We start from the raw sequence: 15505 nt of genomic DNA on the forward strand, positions 1-15505 counted from the left end.
AGCGGGGGGATGTGAGCAAGTTGAACGCTGACGACGCGGCACAGGGCGCGGAACTGGCGGACGTGATCAGCCAGGTACGGGCCGAACTGGAAGAGGCCCAGCGCCGGGGCAGGGCGAGCGGGCTGCGCTTCCGGGTGGAGAAGGTCAGCCTGGAATTCGCCGTCCAGGTCCGCCGCGAGACGGGCGGCAAGGGCGGCCTGCGCATCGGGGTGGTCACGGCGGACGTGGGCCGTACGACGGCCAGCGACACGACGCACCGCATCCAGGTGGAGCTGCAACCGCGCGGCCGGGACGGCGGCGTGATCGACGTGGGCGGGGAAACGGCCGACGGACTGGAAGAGGACGACTGAGCGAACCGAGTTGCCGCGGGGGCGTGCGCGCTTCCTGCTCGCCGGCCGCCCCCGAGGACGAGGACGCGTCGTACGCCGCCTTCGCCGTCCGCCGGACTGCCCACCGGGGCAGCCTGGCGCAGGTAGGCAACTACGACGTACAGGGCGGCCGTTTCGCGGTCGAACTCATCGACCGGGGCCGCGACCGGGGGGGACGAGGACCTGGTCGGCGCGTACCACGCGGCGGCCCAGATGAAGATCACCTGTAACGCGTAACAGCCGGCACCCGCCCCCTCACACTCCCGACGGCCGGCGCTAAAGGCTCCCGAAGTCAGGGAGGGAGAGCGAACCGTCTTCGGCGAGACGGAAGCCCGGATTGTGCGCGATCTCCCAGGGGTGGCCGTCGGGGTCGGTGAAGACGCCGGCGTACCCGCCGTAGAAGGTCGTGGCGGCGGGCTTGGTGACGGTCGCTCCCGCCCGCTCAGCCGTGGCGATGAGTTCGTCGACCTCTGCCGGGCTCCGCACGTTGTGCGCGAGGGCGATACCGCCGAAGCCGCCCGTACGGGAGTCCTCGATCCCGCAGTCGAGGGCGAGCTTGTCACGCCCCCAGAGGACCACGGCGAGACCACCCGCCTGAAAGAAGACGGTCCCCTCGACCTCCTGCCCGTGCCAGCCCAGGCGCTCGTAGAACGCCCGGGCGCGCTTCACGTCGGCGACACCGAGGGTGATCAAGCTGATGCGCTGTTCCATGGCCCGAAGCTATCGCGCTTTCCCTACTGCACGGGTCTCTACTGAACGTCGACGAAGTCACCGGCGGCCGAGACGGCCGGGGTGGTCGTGGTCCCGGCGAAGCTCCAGCGCCAGTAGCCGTCCGCTGACGCGGTGACGGTGGTGGTGAGGCCACCGGTGCTGGAGGTGTTCACCGTCTTGACGGTCGTGTACGTGCTGGTGCCCGCCTTGCGGAACTGAAGCTTGACCGGCTGGGCGGTGTAACCCGCGTACGCACCGGTGTCCCAGTTCGCCCGCGTGAGCTTGCCGGTCACGGTAAGAGTCTTCCCGGCGCCCACCGGCTCCGGCCCCGCGTTGGCGGTCAGCTTGGAGAGCCGCTGGAGGCGGGTGGTCGTATAGGCGTCCCGGTGGGTCCGGCTGTCGTCCTCGGCCCACACATCGACGCCGACCTTCCACGTCCCGGCGTCGGCGTTGGTGAGCCACCAGTTCGGTTCGAAGGTGAACGTCTTGGAGCAGGTGGAGGTGGTCGCGTTGGCGGCGACACAATCCGCGGAGGTTGTGTCCTGGTCAGGCGTGATGTACCCGTCGGGGTTGTTGGGATCGGCGCCGCGCCACAGGTGGAAATCGGCGTCTCAGATGCCCGACGGGTCGGTCGCGGTCACCGAAACGGTGACGGTCGTGTCGGCGGTGCCGACGACTATGTTCTTACCGCCGTTGACGGCGACGCCGGTGATCTGGATGTCGCCGACGGTCTCGTCCGCGTACGCCGCAGGGACGGTGAACGCGCCCAGTGCGGCGGCAGCGGTGAGTACAGCGAAGATTGCGCGCTTGCGCATGAATCTCCCCGGAGTGTGAAGACGCGCCCGCCGGATGCACGGCACGGCGGGCGAATGAGCGCCCAACTGTAAACACCCGACTCTCCCTCCACAACGCCGGGTGGACGCAGCGACTGGTCGGTCGGCGGTGCGGGCAGCACACCCAGCCGGCTGGCAACAGCCCGCCCGAATCGGGGACGATGACGGCCTGCCTGATCGTGTGCACGCACCGTCACGCCCCTTCCCCTCCCCTAGTGAAGTCATTTCGTTTGCTCGTCGCCCTCTTCAGCATTGCCAATGCCCGCAGGCGGGCGCTGCACTGCGTCGGCGGGTGCAGTCACGAGTGGCACAATCTGTCAGCTCAGCAACGTATTTGAGCCGGTACTCGGTGTGCTTGTCGTCGCGGGCGCCAGGTGGGCAGAAAGCCGTGGAGCCTGGCCGACGTCACATCTAGGCTGACCACATGTTCGGCCACGCGAGAACTTCTTACGTCTGCCTGCCTTGCCGGGCTTCGTACAAGCAGGAATACCCCACGCGAAACAACGATCACGAGCGTCGCTGTCCTCGCTGCGCCGATCCACTGATCCATGTCGGCTCTGCCTTTGCTCCGCCTCCGAGGCGGGACAGCGAGGGATGGCGGGTCCTCTCCCTGCTCTTGAACGCCGGCATCCGCTTCCACAAGAGCTGTTGCGGTGGCCCCGGCTACCGGCCGCGCACGCTGCGAGAAGTCAAGGAGCGGCTGGCCTACGCGGAAGCCACCGGCGAGCCGATCGCCAAAGTGCTGGTACGCCGCGAACTGCTCGCGGTTCGGCGGTAGCTGCGATGCGAGCGTGATCAGCGCCCTTCGCGCTCGTAGCGCTCCACCCGATACGCCAGCTTGGCGCGATACCTGTCCGGTGAGTGGAAGGCCTGAGAACGGCGGATCACGACCTCCGGCGTGAGGCTCTCTGCATAGGCCCGCAGTGTGGGTATCCGCTGGAGGACAGCGCGCTGCGATTCGGCGTCCTCGACGGTACTCAGAGGGGTGCTGTTGTTGCGTTCGTGGTTGCAGCCCCAGTGGGTGAGACGCACATTGTCGCGGGTGTCGGAGCCGCCGTCCGCAATGGTGCGGATGTGGTCGACGCTCTGCGCCCGAGGATCTGGGTGCTGATAGGCCCGGTCAACCGGGTCTTGGCACAGGCCACAGATCCAGCCGTCCCGTTCACCGATCTCTTCCACTGTGAAGCGTTCGACGGCTCCGTTGTTCCGCATGCGCCGACGGCGGCGCCGGTCCTGGGCGCGCTTGGCTTCGCTACGCCGCGGTACGGGTAGGTCTTCGTTGGCCACATCCGCCTTATCCCCATCCCCATCGCGGCCACGCATAAAAGGTGCGTATGCGCGGCAGTGCATGCGGCCGGTCCAAGGCAGGTGCTGATGAGCAACGCGCTGGACCTCGGCGAGGGCCCCGGCCCGTGAGCTGAGCGAGTCGTGTGCGCGTCATCCGCGATCGCGACGAAACCCTTCCTCAGCCGTGCACTCGGAAAAGGTGTCTTGGGTGAAGCAGACGATGGGGCTTTCCGGGTCGCCGTAGACGTTGAACTGCAGTTCGCAGGCGATGTCATCAAGAGTGACGTCGGCGACCCAACCGTGGTCTGCCTTGGCGGCATGCCCAGGACGGTCTGCGTCCTCGCTGAGCACCGCAAATTCCCAGGTGCCGCGCTGACCCTTGCCGGGCTCGGCGTAGAGCGCGGCGGCTTCGGTCTTGTCGAGCCCGCTGGCTGCGAACGTCCCGTCACGTTTCAACTCAACAGACGTACCAGCCGGGTTGGACCAGCTCCCAGCGAGCTCGTCAGCCGAAATATTGACCTCAGGAACTCCGCAAGCCACCGTCAGCAAGAGGGCTGAGCATGCCTGAGCAGTCCGGGTGCACACTCTTCGTGACCGCTGGTCCCCACGACTGGCCATGCCCACCCCTGCCTCGATCGTTCTCCTCGGCCGAGCGGTCGGCCGCCCACCACATCCGGGTTTCTATGACCCAGTCGACCAGCACCGGAGCCTGGCAGACGCCGTCCTATGACCCGTACGCGCGGATCTGCCGCCGCGACGGTGCCCCGCAGCCGCCAGAAGACTCCGACCCGCCGCCCTCACAGAACCCTGTGCTGGGGCTACCTGCTGACCGCCGCCGATCCTGACGACGACGCCCCCTATTCCGGCTTCGGCCGGGGCAGGGGGCGTTTCGTCCGTCCGGGGCTAGTCGCGCTGTATGCCGATCTCGTACGCGATTTCCCACCGGACGTCAGGGACGACGATGGCTGCAGTCTCGACCGGCCGCCCGTCCGTGTCGTAGTAGGTCCGCTCGATCTGCATGACCAGATCACCCACCGAGATGCCGAGGAGGTTTGCCTGCTCCTGGCTCGCACGTGCGGGACGCGGGATCTCCACCGCCGTGTCGATCTCGACGCCGATAGACCGCATACGCTCGACGACCCCGGCGCCGGCGTGCGGCCCCATCTCCGGCAGCACGATCGGCGTGCCGTCCGTGATAGCCATCGGCTCCCAGGACTCGGACAGTTGAACGGGCAGCCCGTCGGCGAGGAACTCGTAGTTCGTGACCACGCACAGGTCACCGGGTTCGATGGCCAGGCGCTCAGCGATGTGGTCCGGGGCCGGCGTGCGGGCGACGCTGCGCGACTCCCAAGTCCCGGCGCGGCCGTGCTCTTTCATGTCCGCGCGGAAGGGGGACCCGCCGCGGCGCTCGCGGTGTCGTGAGCGGACCATGCGCAGGCGCTCGCGCGGTCGGCGGACGTAGGTCCCGGATCCGGCCCGGCCTTCGAGGAGGCCCTCGATTATCAGGCGCTCCATGGCGCGTTGGGCCACGCTCTGCCCGACCCCGTACTCCTCGGCGAATCGGGCACGGGACGGGAGCTTTTCACCGATGGCCCACTCGCCCGCTTTGATCCGGGCGCGCAGAGCGTCGGCCACTTGGAGATAGGGCGTTTCGCGTGGCATATGCGGCAGCTCCGGGAGTCGTACTCGACGTTGACAAAGCTAACCCATCAGGTCGAAGCTGAGTACTCAGCATCACAATCGGTGATCGACCGATCACGAGGGGACTCCTGTGTGCTCCGCCGAGACCAAGGCCGCCGCCATCGCCGCAATGCTCACAGCGGCCCTTGACGGTGCGCCCCGACTCGACGAGACGCCCGACTGCATCCGAGTCGAGGTGGACCTCCCCGAAGAACTCGGGCCGATCAGTCGCACAGCAGTCCTCACGGCACTCGCGAGTGCGGACCGATACGGACATACCCACGACCGAGGCGGCACAGCGGTCTGGGCGGAAGTCGACAGAGAGGTAGAGCGGTGACACAGCTCGCCGACCGAACGAGAGACGGGTGCACGCCGCGTCATCTCGCGGCATACAGGGCGGTCTTGGACCACGCCGCAGCCTGCCCCGACTGCCACGCGTCGCGCTGCCTGGTGGGCGCGCGGTTGCGGCAGGCCGAACGGAAGGCGCGGCGATGACGATGTGCGTCAAGGGCGACCACCCATTCCCCGACGAGGACGACGTGGGCGCCCACTGCGACGAGCACGGGGCGACCCTGCTGTGGCACGGCCCGGCTATCACAGCCGAGGACCTGGTGACGGACTCTCACCCCCGTACGCCCCGGCGGGGCCCTGCGCGGGCGGCCCTCGCCCCAGCGCCGCCCGCCATCGAGCAACGACGCTCCCACTAAGCCCCCGCTCCGGCCGGGTTTTCCTGGCCAGGTCGTCCGGCCGGAGCGGGTTCATGCACCTCCACCACAACGAGGAGGCACCACCCATGAGTATCACCACCGAGGCACCCGTGACACGGGACGCCCGCGACCTGATCAACCCCGAAGACCTTGCCGCCGTGGCTGCTTCAATCCAGTGGAGCAACCCCGGCATGGCCCCCGACGTCGCCGAGGCGATCACGCTGGAGGCGCTGAAGTTCGAGGCCGCCTGCGCAGCACACCCGACCGCTGGCCTGGCCCCGTCCCGCGTGGTCGACGAGGGCTGGCACGCGCTGATCCTGAACACGCGCGTCAAGGCCAGTCTGGCCGCCCGTCTCGGGTACTTCGTGCACCACGTACCGGAGGCACCGGACCTGGACAACCGCAGCACCGACAGCCTGATCCGCACGCAGGAAGCGATCCGGTCCGCCGGGTACACGCCGCGCCCGGAGATGTGGACCGACCCCACCGACGGCAGCATCCCGGTACGGGCTAGCTGCCAGCACTCGGATGACGGCGGCACAATCGTCATCACGAAGAAGCCCTGACCTCCTACGCTGCGACCAGAAGGGAGACCCACCATGCCGCAGGAGTGGATCGATCCGAAGTACACGTGGTTGGCCGCAGCGTGGAAGCGCGCGCAGCAGCCGGATTCGCGTGACCCTGAGCCGAGGCCGGCGCGGGCGTTCGTCATCCCGCCGAAGGGCTGACGGTCTCAGCGGCCCCGGCCGTCCGCTTCCCCCGAGACGGATGGCCGGGGCTCTTCACTGCCGTACGAGGTCGGAGAGCGGGACGCCGATCGCGTCGGCGATGCGGATGAGGGTGTCAAGGAGCGGGCTGCTGTGGCCTTGTTCGATGCGGCTGCACGTGGCGACGTCGATTCCTCAGCGTCCGCAGACGTCCTGCTGCGTCAGGTTGTGGTGCTCGCGCACGCGTCGGATTTGCTCGCCGACCGCTCGGCGTCGGGCGATGACCACTCGGTCGGCAGGGTGGCGCGCGGCACACGTCCACGCTCCCGACACCATGATCAAATGTGATTAGGGTTGACCCTAATTTGTGTGATCTTGTGCGCTGGCCCCGGTCAATGACAGCGCTCTACGGGCCCCATGCTCCGGAGCGCCCCCCTTCGGGCAACGCTGGGTGTAGATCATTTGGGGAAGTGGCATCCATGTAGCACCTGATCATGAAAGGGCCCTCCCGTTCGAATGAACGGCAGGGCCCTTGGTGTCTCTGACCAGCTAACTAGCCTGTGCCCCCGGCAGGATTCGAACCTGCGACACCCGCTTTAGGAGTGGGATCGAATCCTTGCCGGAGTGTGCCTGAGCATGCCGCATAGTGTTGTTCTGCCTGATCAGCGCCTTGCAGCAAGAGCGGAGGTCCACTGTATGACGGCTCGTCTCGCGCCGTCCGCTCACGCAGCGCTCACGCATGTGAGTAGGTGTCGAACTGACCGAATGATCGCCGGGGCCCGGTCGCGTCCGCGAAGTGTGTAGGAATCTGGGGACCTCGATCTTGGACGCGGCTGGCTGTCCAATGCTGTCTTCAGCACCCCGGACGACCTTATCCAGCTCCTCAGACGCGGCCTACGTCAGATCCAGGACCGCAGCGAACTCGCAGACGGCTGCCTCGCCGAGACCGGCCTGACCATTCAACCCGCCTGCACACCTAGCGACATGACCAGTTCAACCTCAGTAACACAAGTCGAGTTGTCGGTGGGTTATGAGGTAGCAGGCGAGTTCACGGAAGGCTTCGTGGACGTCTGCGCCTCTCTCCTAGCGGGCGCGGAGGAGTTTGAATCCGTGAAGTCAGGCGAAGGCGTTTTCATCGGCGGGACGCACGCCAAAATCGACGCCGTCAGTTGATTGGTGTTGCGAGCAGCTTCCGATAGCCGCCACTGCAGAATTCTGTATTTCTAGATAGGGCGCGATAAAGTGCCGCCTTCCAGTGATTTACTCCCTTCCTTTCGGCCCCTCGAGCCAAGGCGCTAAGAGTCGATCGCAGCCCTGAGCCGCCAAAAGAATCGTATGTTTCATCATATAGGTCAACTTGATCCGTTAGCTCGGCTACGGCCTCCATCTGGTAGAAATCGAAAAGGCCAAGTATCTCGAATTGCTTTTCGGCTCTCTCGAAGGTGAAGTTGTCAATTTCATCGGAGTGATGCAAAGAGTATCTGATCGAGACAGTATTGTCGACATTTATCTCCGCGAATAGCATTTCTTTGTCCGGGAATTCGTCGAAGTATGCGTGAAACATGAGCAAGCCGTCTACTCTGTCGCACTCATCACCCTTTAGTCGATTACATCTTTCGCAAACAGGGATAAGATTGTCAGCTAGGATTGAATACTCTGGGAAGTGATTCTTCGGGAGGAAGTGATCGAGGGCGCAGACCTGGGCTCTTTCGCATAGCGGGCACCGATAGTTGCGGGACAGTGCTGTCCGAAAGATCGAGTTCCTGAGATCCTCCAGGGGTCGGCCCCTGTCCAGAAGCGCGTAATTTCCCAGAAGCACCTTGGTGAGCACATCGGAACCGTTGGCAAGCGACGTAAACCGGCGAATATCCCGCAGCGCGTTCTCGTAGTCGCCGTAAGCGTCGATGATTCCCGTGCGCACGCCCATGAGGACCCGTCGAGAGGACGGACGTCTCCGGCTCACAGCGAGATCAAGATCGGCCAGGCGGTCCCTTTCCGGGCGGGGAAGTCGAATCATCTCCCGGGCCGATCGCGACGGATGCTCGTCAGGTAAGAAATGGACTGCGCGCTCATCTCGCCGTCGAACAGTTCCATGATCTCATCCAGGGGAAAACTCTCCTGCATGGACCGGAGAGTTGAGTGATAGTCGGTCGCGCTACTGTCCAAGTTGAATACGTGGCGTGTGAGCAGTCCTACATTTTCTGCGAAAGTTTCGATCTCCGGGGTGGCAACGAGTGTGAGATCTCCGAATCGCTGCAGGACTCTGACGTAACGTCTGGGGACTTCCTGGAGGAGGACCGGGGAGTGCGTCGCCATCACGGCGTAGGAGTCGAACTGATCCAGAGATATGTTGATGCTCTTGAGCAGGGCGGCCAAGAGTGGAGGGTGCAGGTGGGATTCGGGTTCGTCGATGAGGACCAGTGATCCGGGCTCCAGGTGGGCCACAAGCTGCACGACAATGTTGAGTACGAGTTTATGCCCGGTGCTGAGGCCCGAAAAGGAATCCCGCCACGAATCGCTGTCGAAATCGAAGGTGTCGGACAGCTCGACCCTTTTGAACGAGGGCTCGCGGCTCAGCGGAGAGAGGGCTGCCACCAGTCTCTGTTTGCGCTCGGACGTACTGGCCCTGACGAGGGCGGACATGATGTCACCCTGGATCTCTTTGGCGCCCTTGAGTGACCCGGTGCGGGACGCGTCCGAACTAATACTGCGATCGTATCTCCGAAGGCCGCAGTAGGTGTATCCGGAGACCTCGCCGCTGGATTCCAGGCGTTCCTCTTCCTGTCGGTTCTTCCCCGGCAGGTCGAACGTGTCGAAAGCGCTGTAAGAGACGGCTATGACCGAGGAGAATCGAGGCGCACCGGCCCCTTCGCGGAATTCTCCGTACCGCCGGACGAAGCTCTCGTCGGCTCGGTCGGTGAGGTCAGCATGCGCAGTATTGGCGAGGTTGGCAAGGAGCTGCGTTTTTCCGCATCCGTTGTAACCCACGACGACGTTGATGCGGCCGGGCAGGGGGTGGCGGTCCGCGAAACCAAAGCGAATGGAGAAGGTTTCCCCTCCGACACTCGTTCTGAACGTGAACGCGAGCGCGCTGTCCCGGGGGGCTGTCGCGCCTCCGAGCAGGGCTGTGGCGTCTCTCAGCGCGAGTTCGGCGTTCCCGTAGCGCAGGAGTGAGGCGGCCATCGCCGGCTCGTTGGCGAACGATTCCCTGAGCGAGGGGTCGATGGCGATGTCGCGGAGCCCGAACAGAATGCTGTCGCGCAATTCACCGGGAAGTCCGTGCAGTGCTTCGTAGTAGGAAAATGCCTGCCCGAGTGAGCAGTAATTGTCATCGAGCTGGACGAAACTACCGGGGATCTCTGTGGCGCCGCCGCGCTGCCCTCTTTTGATGATCTTGACGGATCCCAGGTCGATGGACGCCTCTGTTCGAGATGGGTAGAGATAGGCATCGAACATAGTTTCAAATCCGAAATCATCCCAGAGATCGCGCCGGAGAACGAGTGCCGGAAGACTGGACGGCACGGTGAAGCCCTCGCTGCGAGGCACTACAAGAAAATGCATCAGCGTACTCCAGTCGTGTGGTCTCTGTGCCCGGCCATGGACTCGCTGGGGCATCTTTGAGTGGCACCGGCAGCGCATCTCCGCCAGAACCGATAAGAGCGAACTGCTAGGTGCGCGAGCCCGGGGGAGCGGCTGGCAGCGGGCAGGGGCACAGAAAGGCGGCCCTGCCCGCTGCTTGGCCGGTCAGTCGAAGAGGCTCTGCAGTCTCGACTCGATCCAGCCGGGCCGCCGAAGCAGCTCGAACGTATCGACCGCGACGACCGCGCGCTGCGGCGGTTCGCTGCCCAGGACCGGGTTCTCGAAGGACTCGAACACCTCGAAGCCCTCCGCCTCCAGCGAGGCCAGCGCTCCGGCCACCCGTTTCGAGCGGGCGGGACCGCTCCAGGACTCGAGAGGATGCGTGATGAGGACAGCGAGAGCCTCGTGCTGGGTGTCTTTCAGGACTGGCAGGCCATTGGAGGAATCGGCCTTCCAGTGCGAGAAGCTTCTGGCGAACTGCTCGGCGCGCTGGAACGCATAGACCTCCTCAGCGGCGAAGTCCAGGTTTCCTCCATCGAGCAGTTCGACCATCTGTATGGCAAGGCGCCAATCGAGCAGCGGGTGGTAGGCGCTGTTGCTGTAGTCCCGCAGGCAGTCGTAGCAGGACGAGTCGCACGGCGCGGCCACCAAGCTGCCGGAGCGGTGCCGGGTGAGATCGGCCGCGACCTCACGCGCGGCGAGCAGGAATTCGGCAGGGCGCTTCCCCAGCCAGGTCGAATATCCGGCACCGTTCTCCAGTGTGTCCGAGAGGAAGACTTGTGCCTGGACACTGCCCTCTTCTTCTCCCCGGACGGGGTACAGACCCGCTGAGAGCTCTCGTCCGTCGATGTCTAGTAGCCTGACGGCAGCGAGCTTGAAAACCGTACCGAGTGAGAGCCAAGCGGCTCGTGCGGCCATGCGTCTCGGGTCGAGAGCCAGATCGGCGGGTTGATCGCGGAGGCCGATCAGGAGAACGTCGGTGAGTTTCGCCGAGGCCAGTGCCAACTTCTCCTCGTTGCTGACCGAGGGCCTGGTGGGCAGGCCCAGATCTTTCGCCCGGTCGGCATCGGCCAGGAGTTTCGTTTCCAGCAGACCATCGTGTCCCTTGACCTTGCCGAACTGGTATCCCTCACCGGTTCCCGCGTTGACCACCACGATGCGTCCCTCGCCACTCCTGAATTCAGCGGCCTTAGTCCAGCGTGGGACGAGCGCTGATGTGGTGTCGAGGGTTAGGCGCGCTGAGAACGCGCGTGGTGTGAACTCGAAGGTGCCGTCGTAGTCCTGAGCCTTGTAGCTGGTGCGAAATCCGAGCGGCTGACACGATGGGAGCACCCGGTAGTCGCCGGCTTCTCCCGTGGTGGCCCCACACACCGGACACGCATGCTCGGATTCGCGGAGATTGACGGAGAGGCACTTTGCGCAGATGCCCACCGTGAGACGGTCACCGTCCGGGGCCTTGCCGGGCAGCCACTGCCCGCCGGCGGGCTCGTACGTCACGAGGCCGACCGCCGTGTGCAACGCCTTGTCCTTGACTACTTCGCCGCCGGGTGCCCATTCCGAGATGGCGATGTCGATGTCCCGGTCGATGACATCGGTGAGTTCCGGTCCGTGCGGCTTCTGATGGTGCAGGTTGCGGACCCGGGTGGGGAACCCGAACATGGGGAGCACCCCGTGCTCCGCGAGCGACTGACTGAGCGGACCCGCGTCCGGCGCGTTCGCCGCCACCTCCTCGATCTCGGCATAGAGGCGGGAAGTGGCCCAGGACACCAGATCATCCACCGAGGGCGCGTCAGGGGACGCCCCTTGCAAGAGAACCTGGGCCGCGTCTCTTTTCGCAGCGTCGTTTCCGACCAGCCAGGTACGGATGCCATCCCGAACCTGCGGCCATCCACTGACCGTGCCGAAGGGCCCGTGGACATTGCGTCCCGGCTCCCAGCCGAACGTTCCCTCGACCGACCGGAAGGCGAGAGTCAGCAGGCTTGCGGCGTAGCAGCGGCGCAGGATCTCCAGGCGATCGAGATCCACGTATGGGCTCGGCGAGGGGTCGCCGGTGATGCGATCGGGGTGCTGGAAGTAGTGATCGTCATGCGTCCTGGTGCCACGGCAGAGGGTCATGGCGATGGACAGGTGGTCGAGCCGGCGGCCGGCCCGGCCCACACGCTGCTGGTAGTTGAAGCGCTGTGGCGGCATGTTTGCCATGACCACCGCGCGGAGCGCGCCGATGTCGACGCCGGCCTCCATCGTGGTGGTGACACTGAGCAGGTCGACCTCATCGACCAGCTCGATGTCCTGCCCGCTCAGGAAGACCGACTGGAAGAGGGCTTGCCGGGCCTGCGCGTCGTCGTTGTCGGTCTGGCCCGTCAGCTCTTCGCAGTGGAGCCTGAAGGGGAGCCCAGCCTCGCGGGCTAGGAAGGTGTAGTAGTCGTCCAGGGTGACGGAACCTGGGTCGAGGGGTTCGGAGACTAGATGTGAGCTGCGACAGAAGGCACAGACGCCTGCGGAGCCGTGCAGGTGCCTTCTGGTGCAGCGTTCACAGCGCCATTGTGTCCCGCTGGCCAGGACGATTCGGATCTTCTGCCCTTCGATCCGGGGCTCCGCGTCGCTCAGACCGAGGCCATTCTTCACCTCCTGGACCAGTGCGTCCGGGAACACAAGATGACGCTGTGCGACGGCGTTGATGTATTTCCTCGCCGCCGTGTGCATATTCGCCGGCGGCTCAGGCCTCTGCTCCTGGAACTGGCGGCGCACGCCCAGCAGCCTTAGTGCGGACAGGCATACCTGGCGGAACACTTCGGCATCCAGCAACCGGCTCTTGAAGGTGAGGTCCTGCACGGCATGGCCGATGCCGAGCGACTCCAGATCGCGGCCGCCCCCCGCGAAGACCGCCTGCTGGACCTGGGCCTGCACTGTCCGGTGGATCTCGGAGCTGAGGACGCGGAGATCGTTGGTGAGGGAAGCATCAGGCCGCGGAACCGGGACGCCAGTGGTCCAGTCGTAGAGTTCGGTCCAGCTCCGTGACTCTGTGCTTTCGCTCAGCGAGAAAGCGGGTCCACCGGGATGCACCCCGTATGCGACCGCTTGCGCGCTGACTCCGTTGCCGAGCTCGACAAGCGTCGGGCCCCTGTGCTTGGCTCGGTAGTCCGCCAGTACGCGTTTGTGCTCGGGGGTGAGGCTGTTACGGGCCAGGGCGACCACCGCTGGAACGAGATCGGGTGAACCGGTCGCAGCGAGCTGGGTCAGCGCGGTCTGGCCTGCCTGGTTCCCGTTGAAGAACTCTGCGGCCAGGGCCACGAGATCCTTCGGATGGTCGAGGGTGGTGATCACGAGCTGTCTGACCAGGTCCTGATAGTGCGATCGTTCCAGGCCCGCCGAGATGCGGGCCGCGTCCTGTCGGCTGTCCGAGAAGACGACGATCTTCGTCTGCAGCTGCCTCTTGAGGGCATCGGTCAGTACCTGGTTGGACTTCTCAAAACCTGTACCCATGGTGCGGATGGGGGACCTGGACCGTGACGGATCCTCGAACTGGCGGACGTTCTTGAAGATCTCTTTGTCTTCCCCGCAGCAAGGACAGACCGTGGGAAAGGCGCGAACCTTCCCGAGGTGGCCGTGCGGTTGGCTCTGTGCCACCAGCAGGTATCCGTTGTTCTCCTCGTCCGGGTAGCTACCAACCTTGCCGCTCGCGGGATCCAGCATGGCCGGAACAAAGGTGAACGTGTACTCCGGCCGATTCCTCGCCCCCGGTCGGCCACCCTTGTGTTTGTGTGGCGATACGTCGAGATCGGAGCGTTCTCCCACGGTGGGCAGGAAGACGCTGTACACATCGGCGGTGCGATCGAAGCGCGCTTTGTCCGGAAGGGATTCGAGATCGGTCGCGGTGGAGACCAGGTAGCGCCTGGTGGGGTCGTGGCCGATGACCGGAGAATTGAATCCGCCGAGGAAGACCTCTCCGCACGTGTCGCAGTACAGCAACTCCAGTACGCGAGCACCGCATTCACAGGCATACCTGGGCCGGCTGTAGAGCTTCCCGACCAGCCGGTCCGCCGGTGACTCCGCAGTGCGCGGCCGGACCTCCGAGCAGTTGCGATCTGCGCACGCCCACATGCCGGTGACGTTCCGGAAGAACAGGTGGAGCCGGAATCGTGAGCCGGCGTCCGCCTCCCCGTCGAGGCGCGAGATGAGCGCGTCGGTGGCGTCCAGCGCCTTATCGGGTGCGAGGCCAGGGAAGAGCCTGGCGGATACGTCGGTCAGTGGCTTCGCTCGGGGGGAATCGTCCTCGTCGCTCGCTCTGAACGCGGCCTGCAGTGCCGCGTGCCGGTGGGGAAGTGGCGGCAGGGCCACCGCTCCTTGACCACCGGTGTCCGCCCAGGGCATGAGATCGGTCCTGCCCTTGGTCCGGACGCGTTCACCGGCCAGCACGGAGAAGCGGTCGGCTGACCGTCCGAAGAAGTCGCTCAGAAACTTCCGGTCCACCGGGTTCTCCGGATCCATGGAGGCGGAGGTGGTGATCACGGACAGCTGGGCGGAGTCGGTGGACAGCCCGAGCCGGTCGATGAGCTTGCGCAGGAGGTAGGAGACCTCGGTGCCCTGAGTCCCCCTGTACATGTGGAGTTCGTCCACGACCAGGCTGAAGACGTGGTCCTTGGAACTGTTCAGCCAGTCGCGGGTCCGATCGAAGATGGGATCCTCATCTCGGCGCATGAGCATGATGTTGAGCATGCTGTAGTTGGTGATGAGGATGTCCGGCGGAGCGACCTGCATGTCCCAGCGAGAACGCATCTCGGCCCCGAAGGGGCGCTGGAGGAAGTAGCGGGCTTCTTCGTCCTTCACGAGGCCGTCCGCGATGCGCTGCTCCAGCTGGCGGCTTCGGTCCTCCATTGAGGCCAAGGTCCTGCGCAATTCCTTCATTTTGGATGAGTTCGGCTTGAAGGCCAGTTCCAGCGGCCCGGCCACCGGGGTGCGGCCGGTGTAGCGTCCGAAGTGGAAGCGGTTGCCGTCACGGTGCCTGTCGAACCAGCCGCGTGCGTCCGGTGCGTCCAGGCTGCGTCGCAGCCTGATCAGCTGGTCCTCCACCAGCGCGTTCATCGGATAGAGCAACATGGCTCGCATTGCCGCGGGCCGTCTGCTGCCGTGGCGTTGGGCCTGCCAGTCCCGTGACGTGCGCCACCAGGGCTGCTCGGCATCCTGGGGCCCTGCTGCGGCCCACCGACGTGATTCAGCAGTCAGCCTGGCGAGCACCGGGACGAGGAAGGCCTCGGTCTTCCCGGAACCGGTTCCGGACGTCACCACGATGTCCCGGCCCTGTCTGTTTGACCTCAGCGCGTCTGCCTGGTGGGTGTACAGCCTGGGGATTCCCCGGAGGAGCCCGGCTCCCAGAAGTCCGGCGAACTCCGGAAGACCTATCTCCGCCGTCAGCTCTTCCAGGGTCTGGGCTGAGTGCACGTATTGGGGCAACAGCTCCAGGTACGGCTCCTGAAAGAGAACCCCGGGAGTGCGGAGCAGTGCTCTGAGTTCCTCGCCCACCGATGAGTCGCGAAGGGAGTAAGCGGTGTCGTAGTACCGCTGGAAGTACTCGGCGAGCCGGCCGTGCACGGCCGACGGTGAGATACCAGACATGAAGATCCTCGCGGGTTCCA

17 protein-coding genes and 2 pseudogenes are annotated in these 15505 nt (G+C 65.2%); 10 read left to right on the forward strand and 9 right to left on the reverse strand.

Annotated elements, in window-relative coordinates; translation table 11 throughout:
- The first annotated feature begins 11 nt into the window (after nucleotides 1-11).
- Nucleotides 12-350, forward strand: a complete 339-nt coding sequence (locus J7E96_RS11315; RefSeq protein WP_308295909.1) for a trypco2 family protein — start codon at nucleotides 12-14, stop codon at nucleotides 348-350.
- Between the two features lie 23 nt (nucleotides 351-373).
- Nucleotides 374-598 carry a hypothetical protein gene (locus tag J7E96_RS11320; RefSeq protein ID WP_215130121.1) on the forward strand — a complete coding sequence of 75 codons (225 nt, stop codon included), beginning with the start codon at nucleotides 374-376 and terminating at the stop codon, nucleotides 596-598.
- Between the two features lie 46 nt (nucleotides 599-644).
- Here J7E96_RS11320 and J7E96_RS11325 read toward each other — a convergent pair whose 3' ends face one another.
- Both J7E96_RS11325 and J7E96_RS11330 read right to left on the reverse strand, forming a co-directional pair.
- Nucleotides 645-1079, reverse strand: coding sequence for a VOC family protein (locus J7E96_RS11325; RefSeq protein ID WP_215130123.1), 435 nt, complete (start codon nucleotides 1077-1079; stop codon nucleotides 645-647).
- 38 nt (nucleotides 1080-1117) lie between these two features.
- Nucleotides 1118-1894: pseudogene (locus J7E96_RS11330) on the reverse strand (DUF5707 domain-containing protein).
- A 179-nt stretch (nucleotides 1895-2073) separates the two neighbouring features.
- Between J7E96_RS11330 and J7E96_RS37210 the strand changes: the two are divergent.
- Entirely contained in the window at nucleotides 2074-2250 is a 177-nt protein-coding gene (locus tag J7E96_RS37210; protein WP_251069735.1) for a DUF5958 family protein, read from the forward strand.
- 86 nt (nucleotides 2251-2336) lie between these two features.
- Nucleotides 2337-2690, forward strand: a complete 354-nt coding sequence (locus J7E96_RS11335; protein ID WP_215130125.1) for a deoxyxylulose-5-phosphate synthase — start codon at nucleotides 2337-2339, stop codon at nucleotides 2688-2690.
- A gap of 17 nt (nucleotides 2691-2707) precedes the next feature.
- Here the strand turns inward: J7E96_RS11335 and J7E96_RS11340 are convergent, their stop codons facing one another.
- The 3 genes from J7E96_RS11340 to J7E96_RS11350 form a co-directional block, all read right to left on the reverse strand.
- Nucleotides 2708-3199, reverse strand: a complete 492-nt coding sequence (locus J7E96_RS11340) for an HNH endonuclease (RefSeq protein WP_308295910.1) — start codon at nucleotides 3197-3199, stop codon at nucleotides 2708-2710.
- Nucleotides 3200-3349: 150 nt separating this feature from the next.
- On the reverse strand, nucleotides 3350-3748 hold the full coding sequence (locus J7E96_RS11345; RefSeq protein ID WP_215130127.1) for a hypothetical protein: 399 nt from the start codon (nucleotides 3746-3748) through the stop codon (nucleotides 3350-3352).
- Between the two features lie 354 nt (nucleotides 3749-4102).
- Entirely contained in the window at nucleotides 4103-4861 is a 759-nt protein-coding gene (locus J7E96_RS11350) for a GntR family transcriptional regulator (protein ID WP_215130129.1), read from the reverse strand.
- A gap of 509 nt (nucleotides 4862-5370) precedes the next feature.
- Here J7E96_RS11350 and J7E96_RS11355 point away from each other — a divergent pair.
- The 3 genes from J7E96_RS11355 to J7E96_RS38135 all read left to right on the forward strand — a co-directional run bounded on the left by J7E96_RS11355 (nucleotide 5371) and on the right by J7E96_RS38135 (nucleotide 6314).
- The gene (locus tag J7E96_RS11355; RefSeq protein ID WP_215130131.1) at nucleotides 5371-5586 is read left to right on the forward strand and encodes a hypothetical protein; all 216 of its coding nucleotides are present in this window, start codon (nucleotides 5371-5373) and stop codon (nucleotides 5584-5586) included.
- Between the two features lie 86 nt (nucleotides 5587-5672).
- Complete coding sequence (locus J7E96_RS11360) at nucleotides 5673-6152, forward strand: hypothetical protein (protein ID WP_215130133.1); 480 nt, start codon at nucleotides 5673-5675, stop codon at nucleotides 6150-6152.
- A 33-nt stretch (nucleotides 6153-6185) separates the two neighbouring features.
- Nucleotides 6186-6314, forward strand: coding sequence for a hypothetical protein (locus J7E96_RS38135; RefSeq protein WP_285439440.1), 129 nt, complete (start codon nucleotides 6186-6188; stop codon nucleotides 6312-6314).
- A gap of 54 nt (nucleotides 6315-6368) precedes the next feature.
- Here the strand turns inward: J7E96_RS38135 and J7E96_RS38420 are convergent, their stop codons facing one another.
- On the reverse strand, nucleotides 6369-6485 hold the full coding sequence (locus tag J7E96_RS38420) for a helix-turn-helix transcriptional regulator (protein WP_308295912.1): 117 nt from the start codon (nucleotides 6483-6485) through the stop codon (nucleotides 6369-6371).
- Here J7E96_RS38420 and J7E96_RS37215 point away from each other — a divergent pair.
- From J7E96_RS37215 to J7E96_RS38720, 3 genes and pseudogenes are all read left to right on the forward strand, one after another.
- Nucleotides 6447-6641, forward strand: a complete 195-nt coding sequence (locus tag J7E96_RS37215) for a hypothetical protein (protein ID WP_251069736.1) — start codon at nucleotides 6447-6449, stop codon at nucleotides 6639-6641. The genes J7E96_RS38420 and J7E96_RS37215 overlap by 39 nt on opposite strands.
- Before the next feature lie 474 nt (nucleotides 6642-7115).
- Nucleotides 7116-7262: pseudogene (locus tag J7E96_RS37220) on the forward strand (IS630 family transposase); the annotation flags it as partial.
- A gap of 15 nt (nucleotides 7263-7277) precedes the next feature.
- Complete coding sequence (locus tag J7E96_RS38720) at nucleotides 7278-7466, forward strand: hypothetical protein (RefSeq protein ID WP_215130135.1); 189 nt, start codon at nucleotides 7278-7280, stop codon at nucleotides 7464-7466.
- Here J7E96_RS38720 and J7E96_RS11375 read toward each other — a convergent pair.
- The 3 genes from J7E96_RS11375 to J7E96_RS11385 form a co-directional block, all read right to left on the reverse strand.
- The gene (locus J7E96_RS11375; protein WP_215130137.1) at nucleotides 7459-8214 is read right to left on the reverse strand and encodes an HNH endonuclease; all 756 of its coding nucleotides are present in this window, start codon (nucleotides 8212-8214) and stop codon (nucleotides 7459-7461) included. The two genes, J7E96_RS38720 and J7E96_RS11375, sit on opposite strands and share 8 nt — an antisense overlap.
- 92 nt (nucleotides 8215-8306) lie before the next feature.
- On the reverse strand, nucleotides 8307-9854 hold the full coding sequence (locus J7E96_RS11380; RefSeq protein WP_215130139.1) for an AAA family ATPase: 1548 nt from the start codon (nucleotides 9852-9854) through the stop codon (nucleotides 8307-8309).
- Between the two features lie 183 nt (nucleotides 9855-10037).
- Nucleotides 10038-15485: a DEAD/DEAH box helicase gene (locus J7E96_RS11385; RefSeq protein WP_215130141.1), complete on the reverse strand. Its 5448-nt coding sequence runs from the start codon at nucleotides 15483-15485 to the stop codon at nucleotides 10038-10040.
- Nucleotides 15486-15505: the final 20 nt, after the last annotated feature.

The sequence above is a fragment of the Streptomyces sp. ISL-96 genome (assembly GCF_018614035.1).
Lineage (GTDB): Bacteria > Actinomycetota > Actinomycetes > Streptomycetales > Streptomycetaceae > Streptomyces.

What these genes read in the sequence shown, in the direction of transcription:
- J7E96_RS11380 (WP_215130139.1), bottom strand. Translation starts at nt 9,854, where the DNA reads ATGCATTTTCTTGTAGTGCCTCGCAGCGAGGGCTTCACCGTGCCGTCC.
- J7E96_RS37210 (WP_251069735.1), top strand. Translation starts at nt 2,074, where the DNA reads ATGACGGCCTGCCTGATCGTGTGCACGCACCGTCACGCCCCTTCCCCT.
- J7E96_RS38135 (WP_285439440.1), top strand. Translation starts at nt 6,186, where the DNA reads ATGCCGCAGGAGTGGATCGATCCGAAGTACACGTGGTTGGCCGCAGCG.
- J7E96_RS11355 (WP_215130131.1), top strand. Translation starts at nt 5,371, where the DNA reads ATGACGATGTGCGTCAAGGGCGACCACCCATTCCCCGACGAGGACGAC.
- J7E96_RS11325 (WP_215130123.1), bottom strand. Translation starts at nt 1,079, where the DNA reads ATGGAACAGCGCATCAGCTTGATCACCCTCGGTGTCGCCGACGTGAAG.
- J7E96_RS11335 (WP_215130125.1), top strand. Translation starts at nt 2,337, where the DNA reads ATGTTCGGCCACGCGAGAACTTCTTACGTCTGCCTGCCTTGCCGGGCT.
- J7E96_RS38720 (WP_215130135.1), top strand. Translation starts at nt 7,278, where the DNA reads ATGACCAGTTCAACCTCAGTAACACAAGTCGAGTTGTCGGTGGGTTAT.
- J7E96_RS11350 (WP_215130129.1), bottom strand. Translation starts at nt 4,861, where the DNA reads ATGCCACGCGAAACGCCCTATCTCCAAGTGGCCGACGCTCTGCGCGCC.
- J7E96_RS11360 (WP_215130133.1), top strand. Translation starts at nt 5,673, where the DNA reads ATGAGTATCACCACCGAGGCACCCGTGACACGGGACGCCCGCGACCTG.
- J7E96_RS11385 (WP_215130141.1), bottom strand. Translation starts at nt 15,485, where the DNA reads ATGTCTGGTATCTCACCGTCGGCCGTGCACGGCCGGCTCGCCGAGTAC.